Here is an 18,991-nt window from a genome sequence, read left to right on the forward strand (position 1 = left end):
GCGTACGGGCTTGCGCGAAGCTCGCGCGTGTACGGGCTTAAGTGTTTGACTCGAAAAGACAAAACGGATATGATTTTGGGCTTTTGATCGGTATGCTTGCGCTTAGCGGGTCTCGGTGTGTGTCAACCGCAGTGCTAACTGTGGGTAACACATGGGTCTCGCGGGCTGTCTCGCAAATCCAGTTATACCTCGCGGTTTATACCCCGGCGAAATCCTTGCCGACGCAGGAGCGCACATGACTCAACATCCTGGCAACCCTGCAGGTCTGTCCGACCCGCACGATATCGATCTGTTCGAATTTGCGCGGAGTGGGCGTCAGGCCGCGGGTGTCGTGCGCGTCTCGCAACTGCCGCGCATGTTAAACGAAGTCCCGGCAGAAGCGCCAGACCGCGATACCGCGTTCACCTGGCAAGCCGAAGGGACGACGCAGCCGGAATTGCAGGACGACGGCACCGAGGGTCCCCAGCCTTATTTGAGGATGGCGATTCACGGCGCTGCATGGCTCGAATGTCAGCGGTGCATGACACCGTACTTGCAGGCATTCAACGTCGATGCAACTTACCGGATCGTCAACACTGAGGCGGAAGCCGAAGAGTTTCCGCTCGACGAGGATGAAGTCGAAGTGATCGTGGGTTCGAACCATTTCGATCTCATCGACTTGATCGAAGAAGAGTTGCTGCTTTCCTTGCCACTCGTGCCCAAGCACGAGGTCTGTCCCGAAGTGCACGAGAGCCTCGTCTCTGGTGTGGCCGGTGCTGAAGGCGAGGGCGCACCGGACGAAGCTGATGAGGGCGGCGAGCCCGAACGGCCCAATCCGTTTGCGGCGCTCCAGAGTCTCAAGCGCGGTGAGCCGGACGACAAGAAGCACTGAACAGTTGCATGGGAGCGCGATGCGGGCGCATTGGCCATTCGGCCAGTGGCGGAGACCGGATCGGGCTGTGTTAGAATTCGGAAAATTTTTAGGAGTTAGTCATGGCAGTTCAACAAAATAAGAAGTCGCCGTCGAAGCGCGGCATGCACCGTTCGCACGATTTCCTGACGGCAGCGCCGCTGGCCGTGGAGCCGAGCACGGGCGAAGTGCATCTGCGTCACCACGTTAGCCCGAACGGCTACTATCGCGGCAAGAAAGTCGTCAAGACGAAGAACGATTAATCGTTTCACTGCGCGTTTCACTGCGTGTCGCCCTGTGGCGTTTCGCGTGGCGATCGGCTCGCTTGACATTTTCCCGGCTCGGCAAAAAGGCGGCATTCAACTGCCGCTTTTTTGTGTCGATTGCAGTTGGTGCTTTAGCGCTTACTGCGATCCCATGCAGGGCGTCTGAAATTCGTCGCACTCCATGACAGTAAAGCTCACGATAGATTGCATGGGAGGCGACCACGGCCCGTCCGTGATCGTTCCCGCTGCCGTCAACTTCGTTCGTTCGCATCCCGATGCTGAGCTGCTGCTCGTCGGCATTGAAAGTGCGATTCGTGCGCAGCTGAAGAAGTTGAAGGCTCAGGACCTGCCGGCGCTGACCGTCGTATCCGCTTCCGAAATCGTCGCCATGGACGATCCGGTCGAAGTCGCGCTGCGCAAGAAAAAAGATTCGTCCATGCGCGTGGCGCTGAACCGCGTCAAGGAAGGCGAGGCGCAAGCCTGCATTTCCGCCGGCAACACCGGCGCGCTGATGGCGGTCTCGCGCTATGTGCTGAAAACGCTGTCGGGCATCGAACGCCCGGCCATCGCGTCGGCACTGCCCAATCCCAATGGCTACACGATGATGCTCGATCTGGGCGCCAACGTCGACTGTGAGCCGCAGCATCTGCTGCAGTTCGCGGAGATGGGGCACGCGCTCGTGTCCGCGCTCGAGGGCAAGGATCGGCCTACCATCGGCCTGCTCAACATCGGCGAAGAAGTCATCAAGGGCAACGACACCATCAAACGTGCCGGCGAACTGCTGCGCGCGAGTACACTTAACTTTCACGGTAACGTTGAAGGCAACGATATCTTCAAGGGCACGGTCGACGTGATCGTCTGCGACGGTTTTGTCGGCAATGTCGCGCTGAAGACGTCGGAAGGCCTCGCGCAAATGCTGTCCAACATCATCAAGGAAGAGTTCGGGCGTTCGTGGCTCACCAAGGTGATGGCGGTGCTCGCCTTGCCGGTATTGATGCGCTTCAAGAAACGCGTCGATCATCGGCAATACAACGGCGCCGCGTTGCTCGGCCTGCGCGGGCTGGTGATCAAAAGCCACGGTTCGGCGGATGCCTACGGGTTTGAGTGGGCTATCAAACGCGGGTATGATGCCGTCAAAAACGGCGTGCTGGAACGCCTTGCGCGAGCGATGGAAGAGAATGCGGGTTCTCTCGAACAGGCGGCGCGCGATGCGAGCGGTGCGGGTCACGCAAGCCCGATCGCAGGCCAGGCCGCCGAGCCCTACGCTGCGCAATCCTCGAAGGCATAATGGCTCAATCGACAATTTATTCCCGCGTGCTGGGCACCGGCAGCTATCTGCCGTCCAACCGCGTCACCAATCAGGATCTGGCCGAACGTCTCGCCAGGCAGGGCGTCGAGACGAGCGACGAGTGGATCGTCGCCCGCACGGGCATTCATGCGCGCCACTTCGCGGACCCTGATGTCACGACCAGCGATCTCGCGCTCATCGCGTCGCAACGCGCGATCGAAGCCGCGGACATCGACCCGCAATCCATCGATCTGATCATCGTCGCCACCTCCACGCCGGACTTCGTGTTTCCGAGCACGGCGTGCCTGTTGCAGAACAAGCTCGGCATCAAGAACCACGGCGCGGCATTCGACGTGCAGGCCGTCTGTTCCGGGTTTGCTTATGCGGTGGCCACGGCGGACAGCTTCATTCGCAGCGGTCAGCATCGCACGGCGCTCGTAATCGGCGCGGAAACCTTCTCGCGCATTCTCGACTTCAACGACCGCACCACCTGCGTGCTGTTCGGCGACGGCGCGGGCGCGGTGATCCTGCAGGCGTCCGAACAACCGGGCGTGCTGGCAAGCGCGTTGCACGCGGATGGCAGCCATTCGAACATTCTCTGCACGCCGGGCAACGTGAATGGCGGCGTGGTCGCCGGCAGCGCGTTCCTTCATATGGACGGGCAAGCCGTGTTCAAGCTCGCCGTCAACGTGCTCGAAAAGGTCGCGGTCGAAGCGCTCGAGAAAGCCAATCTGTCGGCTGAGCAGATCGACTGGCTGATTCCACATCAGGCGAATATCCGCATCATGCAAAGCACCTGCCGCAAGCTCGGCTTGCCGCAGGAACGCATGGTCGTCACGGTGGGCGAGCACGGCAACACGTCGGCTGCGTCCATTCCGCTCGCATTCGACGTCGCGGTGCGCGACGGCCGCATCAAGCGCGGCCAGAACGTGCTGATCGAAGGTGTCGGCGGCGGCTTCACGTGGGGCGCGTCGGTTATCCGCTACTGATAGCGGCGACGTTATGGCGAGCGCGCTTCGCGGCGCTCGACTACGCTTGAGCGCGCTCGTCGTCAACTGGGCGCGCCGCCCACATCTGACTAAATCGATTTTGGGGACGATATGAAATTTGCGTTCGTTTTTCCTGGGCAAGGTTCGCAGTCGGTCGGCATGCTCAACGCATTCGCCGATCACGCGATCGTGCGTGAAACGGTTCAGGAAGCCTCCGATGCGCTCAATCAGGACCTCGGCAAGCTGATTGCCGAAGGCCCCACCGAAGATCTGAACCTCACCACCAACACCCAGCCGGTCATGCTGACCGCCGCTTACGCGATGTATCGCGCGTGGTTGCAGGCTGGCGGGCCGAAGCCGGCGATCGTCGCGGGTCACAGCCTCGGCGAATACACGGCGCTGGTCGCGGCCGGCGCAATCGCGTTTCGCGATGCCGTGCCGCTCGTGCGCTTTCGCGCGCAAGCCATGCAAACGGCGGTGCCGGTCGGTGAAGGCGGCATGGCCGCGATTCTCGGTCTCGACGACGACACGGTGCGCGCAGTGTGCGCCGAAGCGTCGGTCGCGGGCGTCGTCGAAGCGGTGAATTTCAATGCGCCGGCGCAGGTCGTGATCGCGGGCCATAAGGCCGCGGTCGAAAAGGCTTGCGAAGTCGCGAAGGCGAAGGGCGCCAAGCGCGCATTGCCGCTGCCGGTCTCGGCGCCGTTCCACTCGTCGCTGCTCAAACCCGCGTCGGACCAGTTGCGCGAGTATCTGGCAAGTGTCGACGTGCAGGTGCCGGCGATTCCGGTTATCAACAACGTCGACGTCGCCGTGGTCAATGAGCCGGCCAAGATCAAGGACGCGCTGGTGCGTCAGGCGGCCGGCGCGGTGCGTTGGGTCGAAAGCGTTCAGGCCATGTCGGCTCAAGGTGTGACGCACGTGATCGAATGCGGTCCGGGCAAGGTCCTTGCGGGTCTGACCAAACGCATCGACGGCAACCTGGTCGGTGCTTCGATTTTCGATCCGGCTTCGCTCGAAGAAACGCTCAAACTCGTGAAGGCAGGCTGAACGCAACGTCGCGCGGTACCTGGCAGCAGGCGCTTAACGACGGCATCAGGACTGCACAGCAAGAATCAATCAGCCCTCCGAAGGGCATCCGGACTGACAGATGGAAAAGACTCTCGACAAGCAGATCGCAATCGTCACCGGCGCTTCGCGCGGCATTGGCCGTGCGATCGCCATGGAACTGGCGCGCCAGGGTGCGACGGTAATCGGCACGGCGACCACCGAAAGCGGCGCGGCCGCCATCAGCGAAGCGTTTAACGCAGCCGGCGTGAGCGGCCGCGGTGCGGTGCTCAACGTGAACGACGCGGCTGCGGTGGAAGCGCTGATCGACGGCACGGTAAAGGAATTCGGCGCGCTGCATGTGCTGGTGAATAACGCCGGCATCACGCAGGATCAGCTCGCCATGCGCATGAAGGACGACGATTGGGACGCGGTGGTCGACACCAACCTCAAGTCGGTGTTCCGTCTGTCGCGCGCGGTGCTGCGTCCCATGATGAAGGCGAAGGGCGGCCGCATCATCAACATCACGTCGGTGGTCGGCTCGGCCGGCAATCCTGGGCAGATCAATTACGCTGCCGCGAAAGCGGGCGTGGCTGGCATGACGCGCGCGCTCGCGCGCGAGATCGGCAGCCGCGGCATCACGGTGAATTGCGTCGCGCCGGGCTTTATCGATACCGACATGACCAAGACTCTGCCGGAAGAGCAGCAAACGGCGCTGAAAACGCAGATTCCGCTGGGCCGCCTGGGCAGCCCGGAAGATATCGCGCACGCCGTGGCGTTTCTGGCGTCGCCGCAAGCCGGCTATATCACCGGCACGACACTGCATGTGAACGGCGGAATGTACATGGCGTAACCAAATTCGGTTACTATCCGCGCCTTGATGCGTTTGTAAATGCGTAAGGCGCATGCCTTGACAGTAACCCGATGCGCCGCTTTTTTGCCGGGTCAAACCTGATAAAATGCGCGCACCTGTATTTTTGAACTTCTTTTCCCTTGGAGGGGTAATGGACAATATCGAACAGCGCGTCAAGAAGATCGTCGCAGAACAACTGGGCGTTGCAGAAGCTGAGATCAAGAACGAAGCTTCGTTCGTCAACGACCTCGGCGCCGACTCGCTCGACACCGTTGAACTCGTGATGGCCCTCGAAGACGAATTCGGCATGGAAATTCCGGATGAAGAAGCCGAGAAGATCACTACCGTTCAGCAAGCGATCGACTACGCTCGCGCGAACGTCAAGGCCTAAGGTCATTCGCGCCCGCGTTTCTGCGTTGGCGGCGTATGACGCCCTGTCGTGTCGGTTGCCGACGCCAGCAGGGTTGGTGCTTTTTGCCGTGCAGGAGCCAGCGATGTTGACAGCGCAAGTTTTCGCGCGATTGCCGGATTTCAAGAAAACGCCGGGCCGCCCCAAGTTTTCTTGCGCCCCCCTCGGGGGGCTGGTGCGAAGCACCAGATTCGGGGGCGGTTAACAGCCACAGGGCACACAGGGCAGGTTCCTGTGGCCGCTGTGGCTTTTGCTTTTGTCATCTATGAAAAAGGGGTTACCGTGAGCCGCCGTCGTGTTGTTGTTACAGGCCTGGGGCTGATTTCGCCTGTTGGCAATAATGTTGCCGACGGCTGGGCCAATCTGGTCGCCGGCAAGTCGGGTATTGCCAATATCACGAAGTTCGATGCGTCGAACTTCTCGACTCGTTTCGCCGGCGAGGTGAAGGGCTTCAATATCGAGGACTACATCCCCGGTAAGGAAGCGCGCCATATGGATACGTTCATCCATTACGGCGTGGCTGCAGGCATCCAGGCGATGCAGGACAGCGGCCTCGAAGTCACCGACGAGAATTCGGAGCGTATCGGCGTGGTGGTCGGTTCGGGCATCGGCGGCTTGCCGATGATCGAAGTGACGCAAACCGAACTGCTCAATCGCGGCCCGCGCCGTATTTCGCCGTTCTTCGTGCCGGCGTCGATCATCAACATGATCTCCGGCCATCTGTCGATCAAGTTCGGCATCAAGGGTCCGAATCTGGCGATCGTCACGGCCTGTACCACGGGCCTGCACTGTATCGGCGAGGCTTCGCGCCTGATCGAATACGGCGACGCCGACGTGATGATCGCGGGCGGTGCGGAATCGACCGTGTCGCCGCTCGGTATCGGCGGCTTTGCGGCGGCGCGCGCGCTGTCGCAACGCAATGACGATCCGGCCACGGCGAGCCGTCCGTGGGACAAGGATCGCGACGGTTTCGTGCTGGGCGAGGGCGCCGGCGTGATGGTGCTCGAAGAGTACGAACACGCGAAGGCGCGCGGCGCGAAGATTTACGCCGAAGTCAGCGGCTATGGGATGAGCGGCGACGCCTATCACATGACCGCGCCGCTGGAAGACGGCGACGGCGCTCGCCGCTGCATGCTGGCTGCGTTGAAGAACGCGGGCATCAACACGGATCAGGTGAATTACCTGAACGCGCACGGCACGTCCACGCCGCTCGGCGACCTGGCTGAAACCACCGGCATCAAGCGCGCGTTCGGCGACCACGCCAAAGACATGGTCGTGAACTCGACCAAGTCGATGACAGGTCACCTGCTGGGCGGCGCCGGCGGTCTGGAATCGGTGTTCACCGTGCTGGCCGTGCATCATCAGGTGTCGCCGCCGACCATCAACATCTTCAACCAGGATCCGGCCTGCGACCTGGACTACTGCGCCAACACCGCGCGGGAGATGAAGATCGACGTCGCGCTGAAGAACTCGTTCGGGTTCGGCGGCACGAACGGCACGCTGGTCTTCAAGCGCGCCTGATCGCCTGATAGTTGGTGACGCGCCAGTCGACGGCGCCGGCTCTGCCGGTGCTTTCCCCTGAATCGGCCACGTTCGACGGAGCGCCGCAGCGGATTGCGCTGCGGCGCTCCGTCGCCATCTGGGCTGCGTTGGGGGTTTTCGTTCTGACGGCGACGTCGGCTGTCTTTGCTTGCTTCGCGTCGCATCTGGGTGTGTGGCAGGCGGTTCCGTTGACGCTCGTCGTATGGGCGTGGCTCGCGCTTTGCGCGCTCCGGTATGAGCGTGCGCAGCCCGTCGCGCTGAAAATCGGGCTGGACGGCTTGTCCGTCTGGGGCCGCACCGGCGCGCTGCTGGCGCAGGGCCGCATTGCCGGTTGTTCGCAGTGGAGCGGCCGCTTGCTGATTCTGGCGCTGATGCCCGAACGGGGGCGCCCGCGCACTTTGCTGCTTGCCGCCGACGCACTCCCGGCCCCCATCTTCCGGGAGCTGGCCGTGCTTGGCCGGCGCGGCGCCGGCGCCTGACTGTAACGACTGTAACCGCTGTTACCGGCGTAACGTGCCCGGATGACGGGAACGCTACAATGGTGCCCCGCCATGCGCCCTATAGTTAACGGATTTATCAGGTGAGCGAAAAAGAAATTGATCAGGTGCTGGTCGAGCGCGTTCAGAAGGGCGACAAGGCCGCGTTCGAGCTTCTGGTCTCCAAATACCACCGTAAGATTCTCCGGCTGATCTCGCGCCTCGTGCGGGACCCCGCCGAAGTGGAAGACGTGGCTCAGGACGCCTTTATCAAGGCGTACCGGGCGTTGCCGCAGTTTCGCGGCGAATCGGCCTTTTATACGTGGTTGTACCGGATTGCCGTCAACACGGCAAAGAACTACCTTGCGACCCAAGGACGGCGCGCGCCGACCTCGACCGAAGCAGATGCTGAAGAAGCTGAAACTTTCTCGGACGCGGACCAACTAAGGGATATCAACACGCCTGAGTCGATGTTGATGAGCAAGCAGATCGCTGAGACGGTCAATGCTGCGATGGCGGTTTTACCGGAAGAGTTGCGCACCGCCATTACTCTTCGTGAAATTGAAGGTTTGAGCTACGAGGAAATCGCTGAGATGATGGGTTGCCCAATTGGCACAGTCAGATCACGAATTTTCCGCGCTCGCGAAGCCATTGCGGCAAAATTGCGTCCGTTGCTTGACACACCTGAAGGCAAGCGCTGGTAAACCACCAGTCGGCTGGACGGGGCGCGGGTGCAATATCTGGATTAGTGGTGTCACTACGGGGTATTTGTAAGATGGGGAGCATCATGGGGTCGGTCTCGATGCAATCGCAAGCCAGCTCGCGCGGCGAGCGTCTGTCCGCTTTTGTCGACGGTGAGCTGTTCGGCGAAGAGCATCTGAATCTGGACACGTTTATTTCCGGGCTGAACGGCGAGGATCGCGCCGCCTGGTCGAGCTATCACCTGATCGGCGACGCGTTGCGTTCCGACGATCTGGCGGTCAGCCCGGCGGCGAGCAGCGCGTTCCTGAACGGTTTTGCCGCGCGCTTCGACAACGAGCCGCACGTGCTGGCGCCTGCCGCCATGCCGGTCGCGCGCCGTTTGCTGGCGCTGCGCCGCCGTGTCGTACCGGCGTTTGCCGTTGCAGCCGCCGCCGCTACGCTGACGTGGATCGTCGTGCCGCAACTGCAAGGCGTGCCGGGCTCGGCGCAACTCGCGTCGGTCCAGTCGCATGGTGACGCGCTGCAACGCGTGGCCATGGCGCCAGTGCCGACATCTGCGGTCCAGCCGGCCGTGCAAGACGCCAACATCATTCGCGACGCCAGTCTCGATCAGTATCTGGAAGCTCACCAGCAATTCGCGCAACAACCGGTCATGCCGGGCTCGATGCCGCTGATTCGCGCTGCCGCCGTCTCTACGCAAGGCCAATAGTTTGATGCAGACTCCGCGGTTGAATAAAACGACTATCTGGGGGCGGCTGCCGGCATTTCTGTTTTGCGCAGCCGTATTGTTGTCCGCTACACCGCGGGTCTTTGCCCAAACCGACGATCCGCTCGTCGCCCGTCGCACGGCCGCGGATCTGCTCGATCGCATCCATCAGGCCGCGCAGCAGCAAAATTACGAGGGCGCGTTCGTCTACCAGCGCGGTAATTTCGTTCAGACGTCGCGGATCGCGCACTATGCGACCCGCTCGGACGGCGAATTCGAGCAGCTCGAAAGCCTCGACGGCAAGCCGCGCAAAATGCTGCGTCATAACGAGGAGCTCTACACGTTCGTGCCGGAGCGGCATCTGTGCGTCGTCGAGAAGCGGCAGAACAAAGATTCGTTTCCCGCCCTGCTGGCCGTGAGCGGCGAGCAGGTGTTGTCCGTTTACGAGCCCAAGCTGCTCGGCGACGACCGCGTCGCGGGCGTCGACAGCCAGGTGATCGAACTCGATCCGAAAGACGCGTATCGCTTCGCCTATAAGCTGTGGGCCGACAAGAAGACCGGTCTCCTGCTGCGTGCCCAGACGCTCGACCCGAACGGCCAGGTGCTCGAGCAACTGTCGTTTTCCCAGATTCGCATCGGCGTGCCGGTCGACAAGGCCGGCATCGTCAGCGGTATTCGTAATACGGCGGGTTGGACCGTGGTGCGTCCGCCGGTCGAGCCGGTCGACATGGCCGCGCAAGGCTGGCAGATCACGCCGACGGTGCCGGGCTTCCGCAAGATTCGTGAACTGCGCCGTCCCATGGCCGCGCGCGATCCGGGTCAGCCGACTATTCCGGTGGATCAGGCGGTGTTCTCCGACGGCCTCGCGGCCATATCGGTGTTCGTCGAACCGGTCGAGAACAACACGCGCAAGGAAGGCGCGGGAAGCAGCGGCGCCACGCACGTGCTCGTCAAGCGTCGCGGCGACTTCTGGATTACTCTGCTTGGTGAAGTGCCCCAGACCACATTACAGCAATTTGCGTCTGCCATAGAATACAAAGCTCCCAAGTAATCCTCCGAATCCTGAATCCCTCGGCTTGCTACGATATGACGACTTTCTCGGTGCGCAAATTCCTCGCGGCCGCGGTGGTAGCGGCGTGTTTGCCGCTCGTGCCGCATATGGCGTCGGCGGCTCCTGCCGCCAATCTGCCCGACTTCACTGATCTGGTCGACAAGGTCGGCCCGGCGGTCGTCAACATTCGCACGACTACACGCGTGTCGAACAGCGGTGCTCGCGGCGGGCTGCCGCCGGGCATGGACGACGGCGACATGTCGGAGTTTTTCCGCCGCTTCTTCGGCATTCCGTTGCCGCAGTCGCCGCAATCGCCGGGTGCGCCCGGTACGCCGCGCGGCGGGGACAACGGCGGCAGTGGCGGCAGCCAGGACTCGCCGGATAACAGCGATGCCGAGCAGAACAGCGGCGTCGGCTCGGGCTTCATCCTGTCGGCGGACGGCTACGTGATGACCAACGCGCACGTCATCGACGACGCGGACACCATTTACGTCACGCTCACCGACAAGCGCGAATTCAAGGCGAAGCTGATCGGCGTGGACGATCGGACCGACGTTGCCGTCGTGAAGATCAGCGCCGCCAATCTGCCGACCATCACGATCGGCGACTCGAACAAGGTGCGCGTGGGCGAGTGGGTGGTGGCGATCGGCTCGCCATTTGGTCTCGAGAACACGGTGACGGCCGGCATCGTCAGCGCCAAGGGGCGCGATACGGGCGACTATCTGCCGTTCATCCAGACCGACGTGGCCGTCAATCCGGGCAATTCGGGCGGTCCGCTGATCAACATGCAGGGCGAGGTGATCGGCATCAACTCGCAGATCTACAGCCGCACCGGCGGTTTCATGGGCATTTCGTTCGCGATTCCGATCGACGAAGCGATGCGCGTGGCCGATCAGTTGAAAGCGTCGGGCAAGGTGGTGCGCGGCCGGATTGCGGTCGCGATCGGCGAAGTGACGAAGGACGTGGCCGACTCGCTCGGGCTGCCGAAGGCGCAGGGCGCGCTGGTCAGCAGCGTCGAACCGGGCGGCCCGGCGGATAAAGCCGGCGTGCAGCCGGGCGACATCATCCTGAAGTTCAACGGCCATTCGGTCGACACGGCAACGGACCTGCCGCGCATGGTCGGCGACACGAAGCCGGGCACCAAGTCGACGATCACGATCTGGCGCAAGGGCCAGACGCGCGATCTGCCGGTGACGATCGCCGAGATGCAGCCGGATAAGTCGGCCAAGGCGGATCAGAAGAAGCCACAGCCGCCGAAGCAGCGCGCCACCAACGCGCTGGGGCTGGCCGTCAGCGATATCCCTGCTGATCAGCTGAAGGCGCTGAAACTGCACAACGGCGTGCAGATCGACGCCGTGGACGGTCCCGCGGTGCGCGTCGGCCTGCAAAAGGGCGACATCGTTCTGCGGGTGGGCGATACGGACATCACCAGCGCGAAGCAGTTCGACGATGTGACCTCGCACCTCGATTCGCAGAAGATGGTCGCGCTGCTGGTTCGCCGCGGCGAGAACACGCAGTTCGTGCCGGTCCGCCCGCGCAGCGTCCAGAAATGACGAAGGCGGCGCCGCTCACGCTCTACGGGCGCGCGTGGTGCCACCTTTGCGACGACATGCGTGCCGCGCTCGAGCCCTTGCTGGCCGAATTCGGCGCGCAGGTCGAGGTGCTCGACGTCGACACCGATCCGTTGCTGGAAGCCCGTTACAACGAACTGGTGCCGGTTCTGGTCTGCGACGGCGTCGAACTGTGTCACTATCACCTCGACGAAGCGCGGGTTCGTGCCGCGCTCGCCACACGGGTTGCGGCGACACCTTGAGCTCGGCTCAAGGGTTCGAACACAGCGCCAACGCCGCGCCATTACACCCGGTTTCACGCTTCTCCTAAGCCGTCTTTTCCGCCCGAGCTTCGCAAGATGCGCCGGGCGATAGCCTTTTCGGCTAAAATAGATAGGTTTTTCACCTACTTACAAGGCGTGCTCCGCTATTGTCCGAGCGCGCCTTTTTTGCTTGATCGGCACTGAATGGATCATATTCGTAACTTCTCGATCATTGCGCACATCGACCATGGCAAGTCGACGCTCGCCGATCGCATCATCCAGATCTGCGGCGGCCTGTCCGACCGCGAGATGGAATCTCAAGTGCTCGATTCGATGGATCTCGAACGCGAGCGCGGCATCACGATCAAGGCACAAACCGCCGCACTGACGTACAAGGCCCGTGACGGGCAGATCTACAACCTGAACATGATCGACACGCCGGGCCACGTCGACTTCTCGTACGAAGTCAGCCGCTCGCTGTCCGCATGCGAAGGCGCGCTGCTGGTCGTCGACGCGAGCCAGGGCGTGGAAGCGCAAACCGTCGCCAACTGCTACACGGCGATCGAACTCGGCGTCGACGTGATTCCGGTGCTCAACAAGATCGATCTGCCGGCGGCGAACCCTGAAAACGCCATCGCCGAAATCGAGGACGTGATCGGCATCGACGCGACCGACGCCACGCATTGCAGCGCGAAGACCGGCCTCGGCGTCGAAGACGTGCTCGAGGCGCTGATCGCCAAAGTGCCGCCGCCCAAGGGCGATCCGGAAGCGCCGTTGCAGGCGCTGATCATCGACTCGTGGTTCGACAACTACGTCGGCGTCGTGATGCTGGTGCGTATCGTCAACGGCACGCTGAGTCCCAAGGACAAGATCCGCATGATGGCGACCGGCGCGCAGTATCCGGTCGAGCACGTCGGCGTGTTCACGCCGAAGTCGAAGAACCTCGAATCGCTGTCGGCCGGGCAGGTGGGTTTCATCATCGCCGGCATCAAGGAGTTGGCTGCGGCGAAGGTGGGCGACACCGTTACGCTGGTGAACCGTCCGGCACACGAGCCGCTGCCCGGCTTCAAGGAAGTGAAGCCGCAGGTGTTCGCCGGTCTCTATCCGGTCGAAGCAAACCAGTACGACGCGCTGCGCGATTCGCTGGAAAAACTGAAGCTGAACGACGCCTCGCTGATGTACGAGCCGGAAGTGTCGCAGGCGCTCGGCTTCGGTTTCCGCTGCGGCTTCCTCGGTCTGCTGCACATGGAGATCGTGCAGGAACGTCTCGAGCGCGAGTTCGACATGGACCTGATCACCACGGCGCCGACCGTGGTGTACGAAGTCCTGCAGCGCGACGGCACGACCATCATGGTCGAGAATCCGGCCAAGATGCCGGAACCGTCGAAGATCGAAGAAGTGCGCGAGCCGATCGTCACCGTGAATCTGTACATGCCGCAAGACTACGTCGGCTCGGTGATCACGCTGTGCACGCAAAAGCGCGGCACGCAGATCAACATGCAGTATCACGGCCGTCAGGTGCAGTTGACCTATGAAATCCCGATGGGCGAAGTCGTGCTCGATTTCTTCGATCGTCTGAAGTCGATCTCGCGCGGGTACGCGTCGATGGATTACGAGTTCAAGGAATATCGCGCGGCAGACGTCGTGAAGGTCGACATGCTGATCAACGGCGACAAGGTCGACGCGCTGTCGGTCATCGTGCACCGTTCACAAAGCCAGTATCGCGGCCGCGAAGTGGCGTCGAAAATGCGTGAACTGATTCCGCGTCAAATGTACGACGTCGCGATTCAGGCCACCATCGGCGCGAACATTATCGCGCGCGAGAACATTAAAGCGTTGCGTAAGAACGTGCTGGCAAAATGCTACGGCGGCGACATTTCACGTAAGAAGAAGCTGCTGGAAAAGCAAAAGGCAGGCAAGAAGCGAATGAAGCAGGTGGGATCGGTCGAGATCCCGCAAGAGGCTTTCCTCGCGATCCTGCGTGTCGAAGACAAATAAGACGAACAACGGAACCCTATGAATTTTGCGCTGATTCTTTTTGTGCTCGTCATTTTGACGGGCGTCGCATGGGTCGCAGACAAACTGGTTTTCATGCCGCAACGGCGCCGCGCGGCAGAAGCCGCGGTCGCCGAGTTCGACCGTCAGCAGGCACGCATCGGCGAGCGTTTCGCCGACGAAAACGCGGCGCAAACGCGCGCGCGTCTGCGTGACGACAAGCTGCGCCAACCGTGGTGGCTCGAATATTCGGCGAGCTTTTTCCCGGTGATTCTGGTGGTGTTCGTGGTGCGCTCGTTCGTGGTCGAGCCGTTCAAGATTCCTTCGGGTTCGATGGTGCCGACGCTGCTGGTGGGCGATTTCATCCTCGTGAACAAGTTCGACTACGGCATCCGTTTGCCGATCACCAACACGAAGATCACCGAAGGCCGTCCGCTCCAACGCGGCGACGTAGTGGTGTTCCGCTACCCGAAAGACGAATCGGTCGATTACATCAAGCGCGTGATCGGCCTGCCGGGCGACACGGTCGCGTATCAGGACAAGCAGCTCACGATCAACGGCAAGCCTGTGCCGGAAACGCCGCTGCCCGATTACCTCGATGACGAACGCATGGGCTACGCGAAGCAGTTCGAAGAAGATCTCGACGGCCGCAAGAACGCGATTCTGAACAATTCGGCCGTGCCGCCGTTCATCGTCGGCGCCGAAGATTATCCGTATCGCGACAACTGCACGTACAACGCACGCGGCGTGATCTGCAAGGTGCCGCCGGGCAACTACTTCATGATGGGCGACAACCGCGACAACAGCGCGGACAGCCGTTACTGGGGTTTTGCGCCGGACAAGAATATCGTCGGCCGCGCGTTTTTTATCTGGATGAACTTCAGCAATCTGAAACGCATCGGCTCATTCAACTGAGTTCGTGTGCGTCGATTGCACGACACGCCGCGCGGTGGGCCCGCAGTTGACCTTCACCAGGTCACCTGAGCCGCGGCGTGTTATCACGCTACTTTAAGATCCCGCGGTAACGTCGCTTCACCACGCTTTTTCCGCTGGCCGTCCCGCGTTTTCGCCGGGTCTGGCGCCCGCGTTATACTCTGCCCATGCCCCTATCTCCGTTGGAAAGCCGTCTGCGCTACGAATTTCGCAATGCGGAATTGTTGCGCCAGGCTTTAACGCACCGCAGTCACAGTTCCACGCATAACGAACGGCTCGAGTTTCTTGGCGATTCCGTTCTAAATTGCGCGGTGGCTGCGCTTTTGTTCCAACGTTTCAGCAAACTGGACGAAGGCGACCTGTCGCGCGTCCGCGCCAATCTGGTCAAACAGCAGTCGCTTTACGAAATCGCTCAGGCCCTGAATATTTCCGAAGGCTTGCGGCTGGGGGAAGGCGAGTTGCGCAGCGGCGGCTTCCGGCGGCCCTCGATCCTCGCTGACACGCTCGAAGCGGTGCTGGGCGCAGTGTTCCTCGACGGCGGCTTCGAGGCCGCCCAGACGGTCATCAAGCGTCTTTACGTGCCCATTCTGGACCATATCGACCCGCGCACGCTCGGCAAGGACGCCAAGACGCTGCTGCAGGAGTATCTGCAGGGTCACAAGATCGCGCTGCCGACCTACACGGTCGTCGCCACGCATGGCGCAGCGCACAATCAGCAATTCGAAGTCGAATGCACGGTGCCGAAACTGGACGTGAAAGTCTCCGGTTCCGGCGCGAGCCGTCGCGCGGCGGAGCAGGCGGCGGCCAAGAAGGCACTCGACGAAGTGATGGCCGCGGCGCCTGCCGTGGTCGCCAAGCCCAAGCGCTCGAAAGGCGCTCGCGCGGCGAAGAATGCCGAGCCGGAGATCGTCCCCGGCGTGACCGGCGTGCAGGCCGCGCTGGATTTGCGCAGCCCGGATCGCAAGAACGAGCGCGGAGCGGGGCGTGGTGAGAGCCGCGCGACCGCCGCCGCGGAACCGGCAGCCGAACGCCCCACGCCGGCAGCCACCGCCGCGCCGCTGGCGGTGATTCGCGCCGCGCACGTGGAGTACAGCGGACAGGACAAGACCGAGCGCGCCGAGAAGGCAGAGAAGACGGCCGCTCACACGGGCGACAAGTCCGTTGACAAAGCCGCAGCGGAAAAAGCCGCCGAAAAGCTCGACACCAAGGCCGCGGATGCAAAACCCGCCGAAGCTAAGCCTGCCGAAGCCAAAACGGAAGCCGCCGCGGTCCGCAGCGTCGACAAACACCGCAGCCGCGAAGCCACACCCGGTCCCGCCGTGCCCGCGCCGAGCGCAGCAGCGGCACCAACCGAACACGAACCCGGCGTAGCCGACGCGGTGCAAACGCGCGTCGCCGACGCGGGCCATTGATTGCCATCGGCGCGCCATTCCCGCGCGTCGATCTGAAACTTGCCGTAGCCCGAATATGAACGCTCCCACTCCCACTGGTTTTCGCTGCGGCATGGTCGCGATCGTCGGCCGCCCTAACGTCGGCAAATCCACGCTGATGAACGCGCTGGTCGGCCAGAAAGTCAGTATCACGTCGCGCAAGGCGCAGACCACGCGCCATCGCATCACGGGCATTCACACGCTCGAAGACGCGCAATACATTTTCGTCGATACACCGGGTTTTCAGACCAAGCACAGCGGCGCGCTGAACCGCTCGCTGAACCGCGCGGTCACGTCCACGCTGACTTCGGTCGATGCGATCCTGTTCGTGATCGAAGCCGGCCGTTTCGGCCCGGACGATCAGAAGGTGCTCGACCTGATTCCGCCGTCGGTGCCCACGCTGCTGATCGCGAACAAGCTCGATCGCGTGTCGGATAAGGATTCGCTGTTCCCGTTCATGCAGCAGGTCAGCGGCTTGCACAAGTTCGCCGAGATCGTGCCGCTGTCGGCGAAAAATCCCGACGACATCAAGCGTCTGATGGCGACCGTCAAGCCGTTCCTGCCGGAAGGCGCGCCGATCTACGGCGAAGACGACCTGACCGATCGCAGCGAGCGCTTCCTCGCCGCGGAAATCCTGCGCGAGAAAGTGTTCCGCTGGACCGGCGACGAATTGCCGTACACGAGCACCGTGCTGATCGAAAAGTTCGAAACCGAAGGGCGCCTGCGCCGGATTTTCGCAACCATCATGGTCGACCGCGACACGCACAAGGCGATGATCATCGGCCAGAAGGGCGCCAAGCTGAAGCAGATCAGCACCGAAGCGCGCCTCGACATGGAAAAGCTGTTCGACGGTCCGGTGTATCTGGAAACCTTCATCAAGGTGAAGAGCGGCTGGGCCGACAACGAAGCCGGACTCCGTGCGTATGGGTACGAATGACGCGTGGATGACGCTGAATTCCGACGCTGACCCGGACGATTCGGAGCCGGCCGCGCCGGCGCGCGAGCCGTCCAAACCCGCGCGTAGCACCAGAAAATCCTCGACTAAAAGCGCCCAGGGCGCCGAAGGCGAACCACGCAAAGCGCCAACTCGCCGCACGCCGCGCACCTCCGCGTCCGACTACCGGATCGCGGAGCAGCCCGCCTTCGTTCTCCATAGCTATCCGTATCGCGAGACCAGTCTGATCATCGACGTGCTCTCGCGCGATCACGGCCGTCTCGCGCTCGTCGCGAAGGGCGCGAAGCGTCCGCACTCCGCGCTGCGCGGCGTGTTGCAGACGTTTCAGCCGCTCGCGCTGTCGTGGTCGGGCAAATCCGAAGTGCGCACGCTGACCGGCGCCGAATGGGTCGGCGGCATGTTGCCGCTGGCCGGCGACGCGCTGCTGTGCGGCTTCTACGTCAACGAACTGCTGGTCAAGTTCTGCGCGCGCGAAGATCCGCATCCGCAACTGTTCCATCACTACGTCGTCACGATGACGCGTCTCGCGCACGACGAGCCGCCCGTGCAGGTGCTGCGTTCGTTCGAGCGTGTGCTGCTGCGCGAAACCGGTTACGCGATGGCGCTGGACCGCACCGTCGCGCGCAAAGCGGTGCTGGCCGAAGGCCGCTACGTGTTCGACCCGGAGCGCGGCGTACGCGAAGCCTCCGACGATCTGCCCGCGCAATGGCCGATAGTCGCGGGGCAAACCTTGCTCGACATGGAACAGGACGATTACCATCGAGCGCAGACCGTGGCGCAAAGCAAAACGCTAATGCGCTTTCTGCTCAATACTTACCTTGGCGGCACGCCGCTCGCGACGCGCCAGATCCTGATCGACTTGCAGAACTTATGAGCTTCTTTCTTACGTCGCCGAATGTGATTGACCTGGGCGTGAACATCGATCACGTCGCCACGCTGCGCAACGCGCGCGGCACGTCCTATCCCGATCCTATCCGCGCCGCGCTGATGGCCGAAGAGGCCGGCGCCGACGTCATCACGCTGCATCTGCGTGAAGATCGCCGTCATATCGTCGACGCCGACGTGCGCAAGCTGCGCCCGCTTCTGAAGACGCGCATGAATCTCGAGTGCGCGGTCACGCAGGAGATGCTCGACATCGCCTGCGAAGTGCAGCCGCACGACGTATGCCTCGTGCCGGAGAAACGTCAGGAATTGACGACCGAAGGCGGACTCGATGTCGCCGGCCAGTTCGAAGCCGTGCGCGCCGCGTGCAAACAGCTTGCCGACGCGAACTCGCGCGTGTCGCTCTTCATCGATCCGGATGAAACGCAGATTCGCGCCGCGCACGAAGCCGGCGCGCCGGTGATCGAACTGCACACCGGCCGTTACGCCGAAGCCCACGATCCCGCCGAACAGCAGCGCGAATTCGAGCGCGTGGTGAGCGCCGTCGAATTCGGCGCGACACTCGGCATCAAGGTCAATGCGGGCCACGGCCTGCACTACACGAACGTCCAGCAGATTGCGGCGATCGAGGGTATCGACGAACTGAATATCGGCCACGCGATCGTCGCGCATGCGATCTTCGCCGGTTGGGACAACGCAGTGCGCGAGATGAAGGCGATCATGGTCGCCGCGCGTCTCGGCGCGCGCGCGTAACCCGGCGGCGTCGCC

At 62.4% G+C, this 18,991-nt stretch carries 20 protein-coding genes; all 20 read left to right on the top strand.

The genetic code is table 11. The features are described from left to right. The first annotated feature begins 235 nt into the window (after positions 1 to 235). The 20 genes from PQR42_RS11815 (at position 236) to pdxJ (ending at position 18,976) form a co-directional block, all read left to right on the top strand. The gene (locus tag PQR42_RS11815) at positions 236 to 871 is read left to right on the top strand and encodes a DUF177 domain-containing protein (RefSeq protein WP_408206822.1); all 636 of its coding nucleotides are present in this window, start codon (positions 236 to 238) and stop codon (positions 869 to 871) included. Positions 872 to 972: 101 nt separating this feature from the next. Next, complete coding sequence (gene rpmF / locus PQR42_RS11820; protein ID WP_006051932.1) at positions 973 to 1,152, top strand: 50S ribosomal protein L32; 180 nt, start codon at positions 973 to 975, stop codon at positions 1,150 to 1,152. 184 nt (positions 1,153 to 1,336) lie between these two features. Then, the gene (gene plsX, locus PQR42_RS11825; RefSeq protein WP_408493636.1) at positions 1,337 to 2,443 is read left to right on the top strand and encodes a phosphate acyltransferase PlsX; all 1,107 of its coding nucleotides are present in this window, start codon (positions 1,337 to 1,339) and stop codon (positions 2,441 to 2,443) included. Further along, positions 2,443 to 3,432 (top strand): beta-ketoacyl-ACP synthase III, encoded by a 990-nt coding sequence (locus tag PQR42_RS11830; protein ID WP_408385832.1) that lies wholly within the window; start codon positions 2,443 to 2,445, stop codon positions 3,430 to 3,432. The genes plsX and PQR42_RS11830 overlap by 1 nt, the downstream gene beginning before the upstream one ends. Positions 3,433 to 3,543: 111 nt before the next feature. Further along, positions 3,544 to 4,479, top strand: coding sequence for an ACP S-malonyltransferase (gene fabD / locus PQR42_RS11835; RefSeq protein WP_408206816.1), 936 nt, complete (start codon positions 3,544 to 3,546; stop codon positions 4,477 to 4,479). Between the two features lie 100 nt (positions 4,480 to 4,579). Continuing rightward, positions 4,580 to 5,329, top strand: coding sequence for a 3-oxoacyl-ACP reductase FabG (gene fabG / locus PQR42_RS11840; RefSeq protein WP_408206814.1), 750 nt, complete (start codon positions 4,580 to 4,582; stop codon positions 5,327 to 5,329). A gap of 151 nt (positions 5,330 to 5,480) precedes the next feature. Continuing rightward, the gene (gene acpP / locus PQR42_RS11845) at positions 5,481 to 5,720 is read left to right on the top strand and encodes an acyl carrier protein (protein WP_004197638.1); all 240 of its coding nucleotides are present in this window, start codon (positions 5,481 to 5,483) and stop codon (positions 5,718 to 5,720) included. A 300-nt stretch (positions 5,721 to 6,020) separates the two neighbouring features. Then, the gene (fabF, locus tag PQR42_RS11850; RefSeq protein WP_106283835.1) at positions 6,021 to 7,259 is read left to right on the top strand and encodes a beta-ketoacyl-ACP synthase II; all 1,239 of its coding nucleotides are present in this window, start codon (positions 6,021 to 6,023) and stop codon (positions 7,257 to 7,259) included. A gap of 14 nt (positions 7,260 to 7,273) precedes the next feature. After that, positions 7,274 to 7,759 (top strand): hypothetical protein, encoded by a 486-nt coding sequence (locus tag PQR42_RS11855; RefSeq protein WP_408385834.1) that lies wholly within the window; start codon positions 7,274 to 7,276, stop codon positions 7,757 to 7,759. 101 nt (positions 7,760 to 7,860) lie between these two features. Continuing rightward, positions 7,861 to 8,460, top strand: a complete 600-nt coding sequence (gene rpoE, locus PQR42_RS11860; RefSeq protein WP_006051939.1) for an RNA polymerase sigma factor RpoE — start codon at positions 7,861 to 7,863, stop codon at positions 8,458 to 8,460. Positions 8,461 to 8,543: 83 nt separating this feature from the next. Beyond that, positions 8,544 to 9,167, top strand: a complete 624-nt coding sequence (locus PQR42_RS11865) for a sigma-E factor negative regulatory protein (RefSeq protein ID WP_408385836.1) — start codon at positions 8,544 to 8,546, stop codon at positions 9,165 to 9,167. Positions 9,168 to 9,171: 4 nt separating this feature from the next. Further along, positions 9,172 to 10,215, top strand: coding sequence for a MucB/RseB C-terminal domain-containing protein (locus PQR42_RS11870; RefSeq protein WP_408206941.1), 1,044 nt, complete (start codon positions 9,172 to 9,174; stop codon positions 10,213 to 10,215). Positions 10,216 to 10,250: 35 nt separating this feature from the next. Next, on the top strand, positions 10,251 to 11,768 hold the full coding sequence (locus tag PQR42_RS11875; RefSeq protein WP_408385838.1) for a DegQ family serine endoprotease: 1,518 nt from the start codon (positions 10,251 to 10,253) through the stop codon (positions 11,766 to 11,768). Beyond that, complete coding sequence (locus PQR42_RS11880; protein ID WP_408206805.1) at positions 11,765 to 12,028, top strand: glutaredoxin family protein; 264 nt, start codon at positions 11,765 to 11,767, stop codon at positions 12,026 to 12,028. The genes PQR42_RS11875 and PQR42_RS11880 overlap by 4 nt, the downstream gene beginning before the upstream one ends. Before the next feature lie 204 nt (positions 12,029 to 12,232). Next, on the top strand, positions 12,233 to 14,026 hold the full coding sequence (gene lepA, locus PQR42_RS11885; RefSeq protein ID WP_408385840.1) for a translation elongation factor 4: 1,794 nt from the start codon (positions 12,233 to 12,235) through the stop codon (positions 14,024 to 14,026). 18 nt (positions 14,027 to 14,044) lie between these two features. Beyond that, positions 14,045 to 14,938, top strand: a complete 894-nt coding sequence (lepB, locus tag PQR42_RS11890) for a signal peptidase I (protein WP_408206802.1) — start codon at positions 14,045 to 14,047, stop codon at positions 14,936 to 14,938. 185 nt (positions 14,939 to 15,123) lie between these two features. Next, positions 15,124 to 16,368, top strand: a complete 1,245-nt coding sequence (gene rnc / locus PQR42_RS11895; RefSeq protein ID WP_408206800.1) for a ribonuclease III — start codon at positions 15,124 to 15,126, stop codon at positions 16,366 to 16,368. Between the two features lie 55 nt (positions 16,369 to 16,423). Then, on the top strand, positions 16,424 to 17,323 hold the full coding sequence (era, locus tag PQR42_RS11900; RefSeq protein WP_408385842.1) for a GTPase Era: 900 nt from the start codon (positions 16,424 to 16,426) through the stop codon (positions 17,321 to 17,323). Further along, positions 17,310 to 18,215 (top strand): DNA repair protein RecO, encoded by a 906-nt coding sequence (gene recO, locus PQR42_RS11905; protein WP_408206797.1) that lies wholly within the window; start codon positions 17,310 to 17,312, stop codon positions 18,213 to 18,215. Before era ends, recO begins: the two co-directional genes overlap by 14 nt. Next, entirely contained in the window at positions 18,212 to 18,976 is a 765-nt protein-coding gene (gene pdxJ, locus PQR42_RS11910; RefSeq protein WP_408385844.1) for a pyridoxine 5'-phosphate synthase, read from the top strand. Before recO ends, pdxJ begins: the two co-directional genes overlap by 4 nt. Positions 18,977 to 18,991: the final 15 nt, after the last annotated feature.

Source organism: Paraburkholderia sediminicola, from assembly GCF_046027355.1.
Taxonomy (GTDB): domain Bacteria; phylum Pseudomonadota; class Gammaproteobacteria; order Burkholderiales; family Burkholderiaceae; genus Paraburkholderia; species Paraburkholderia sediminicola_B.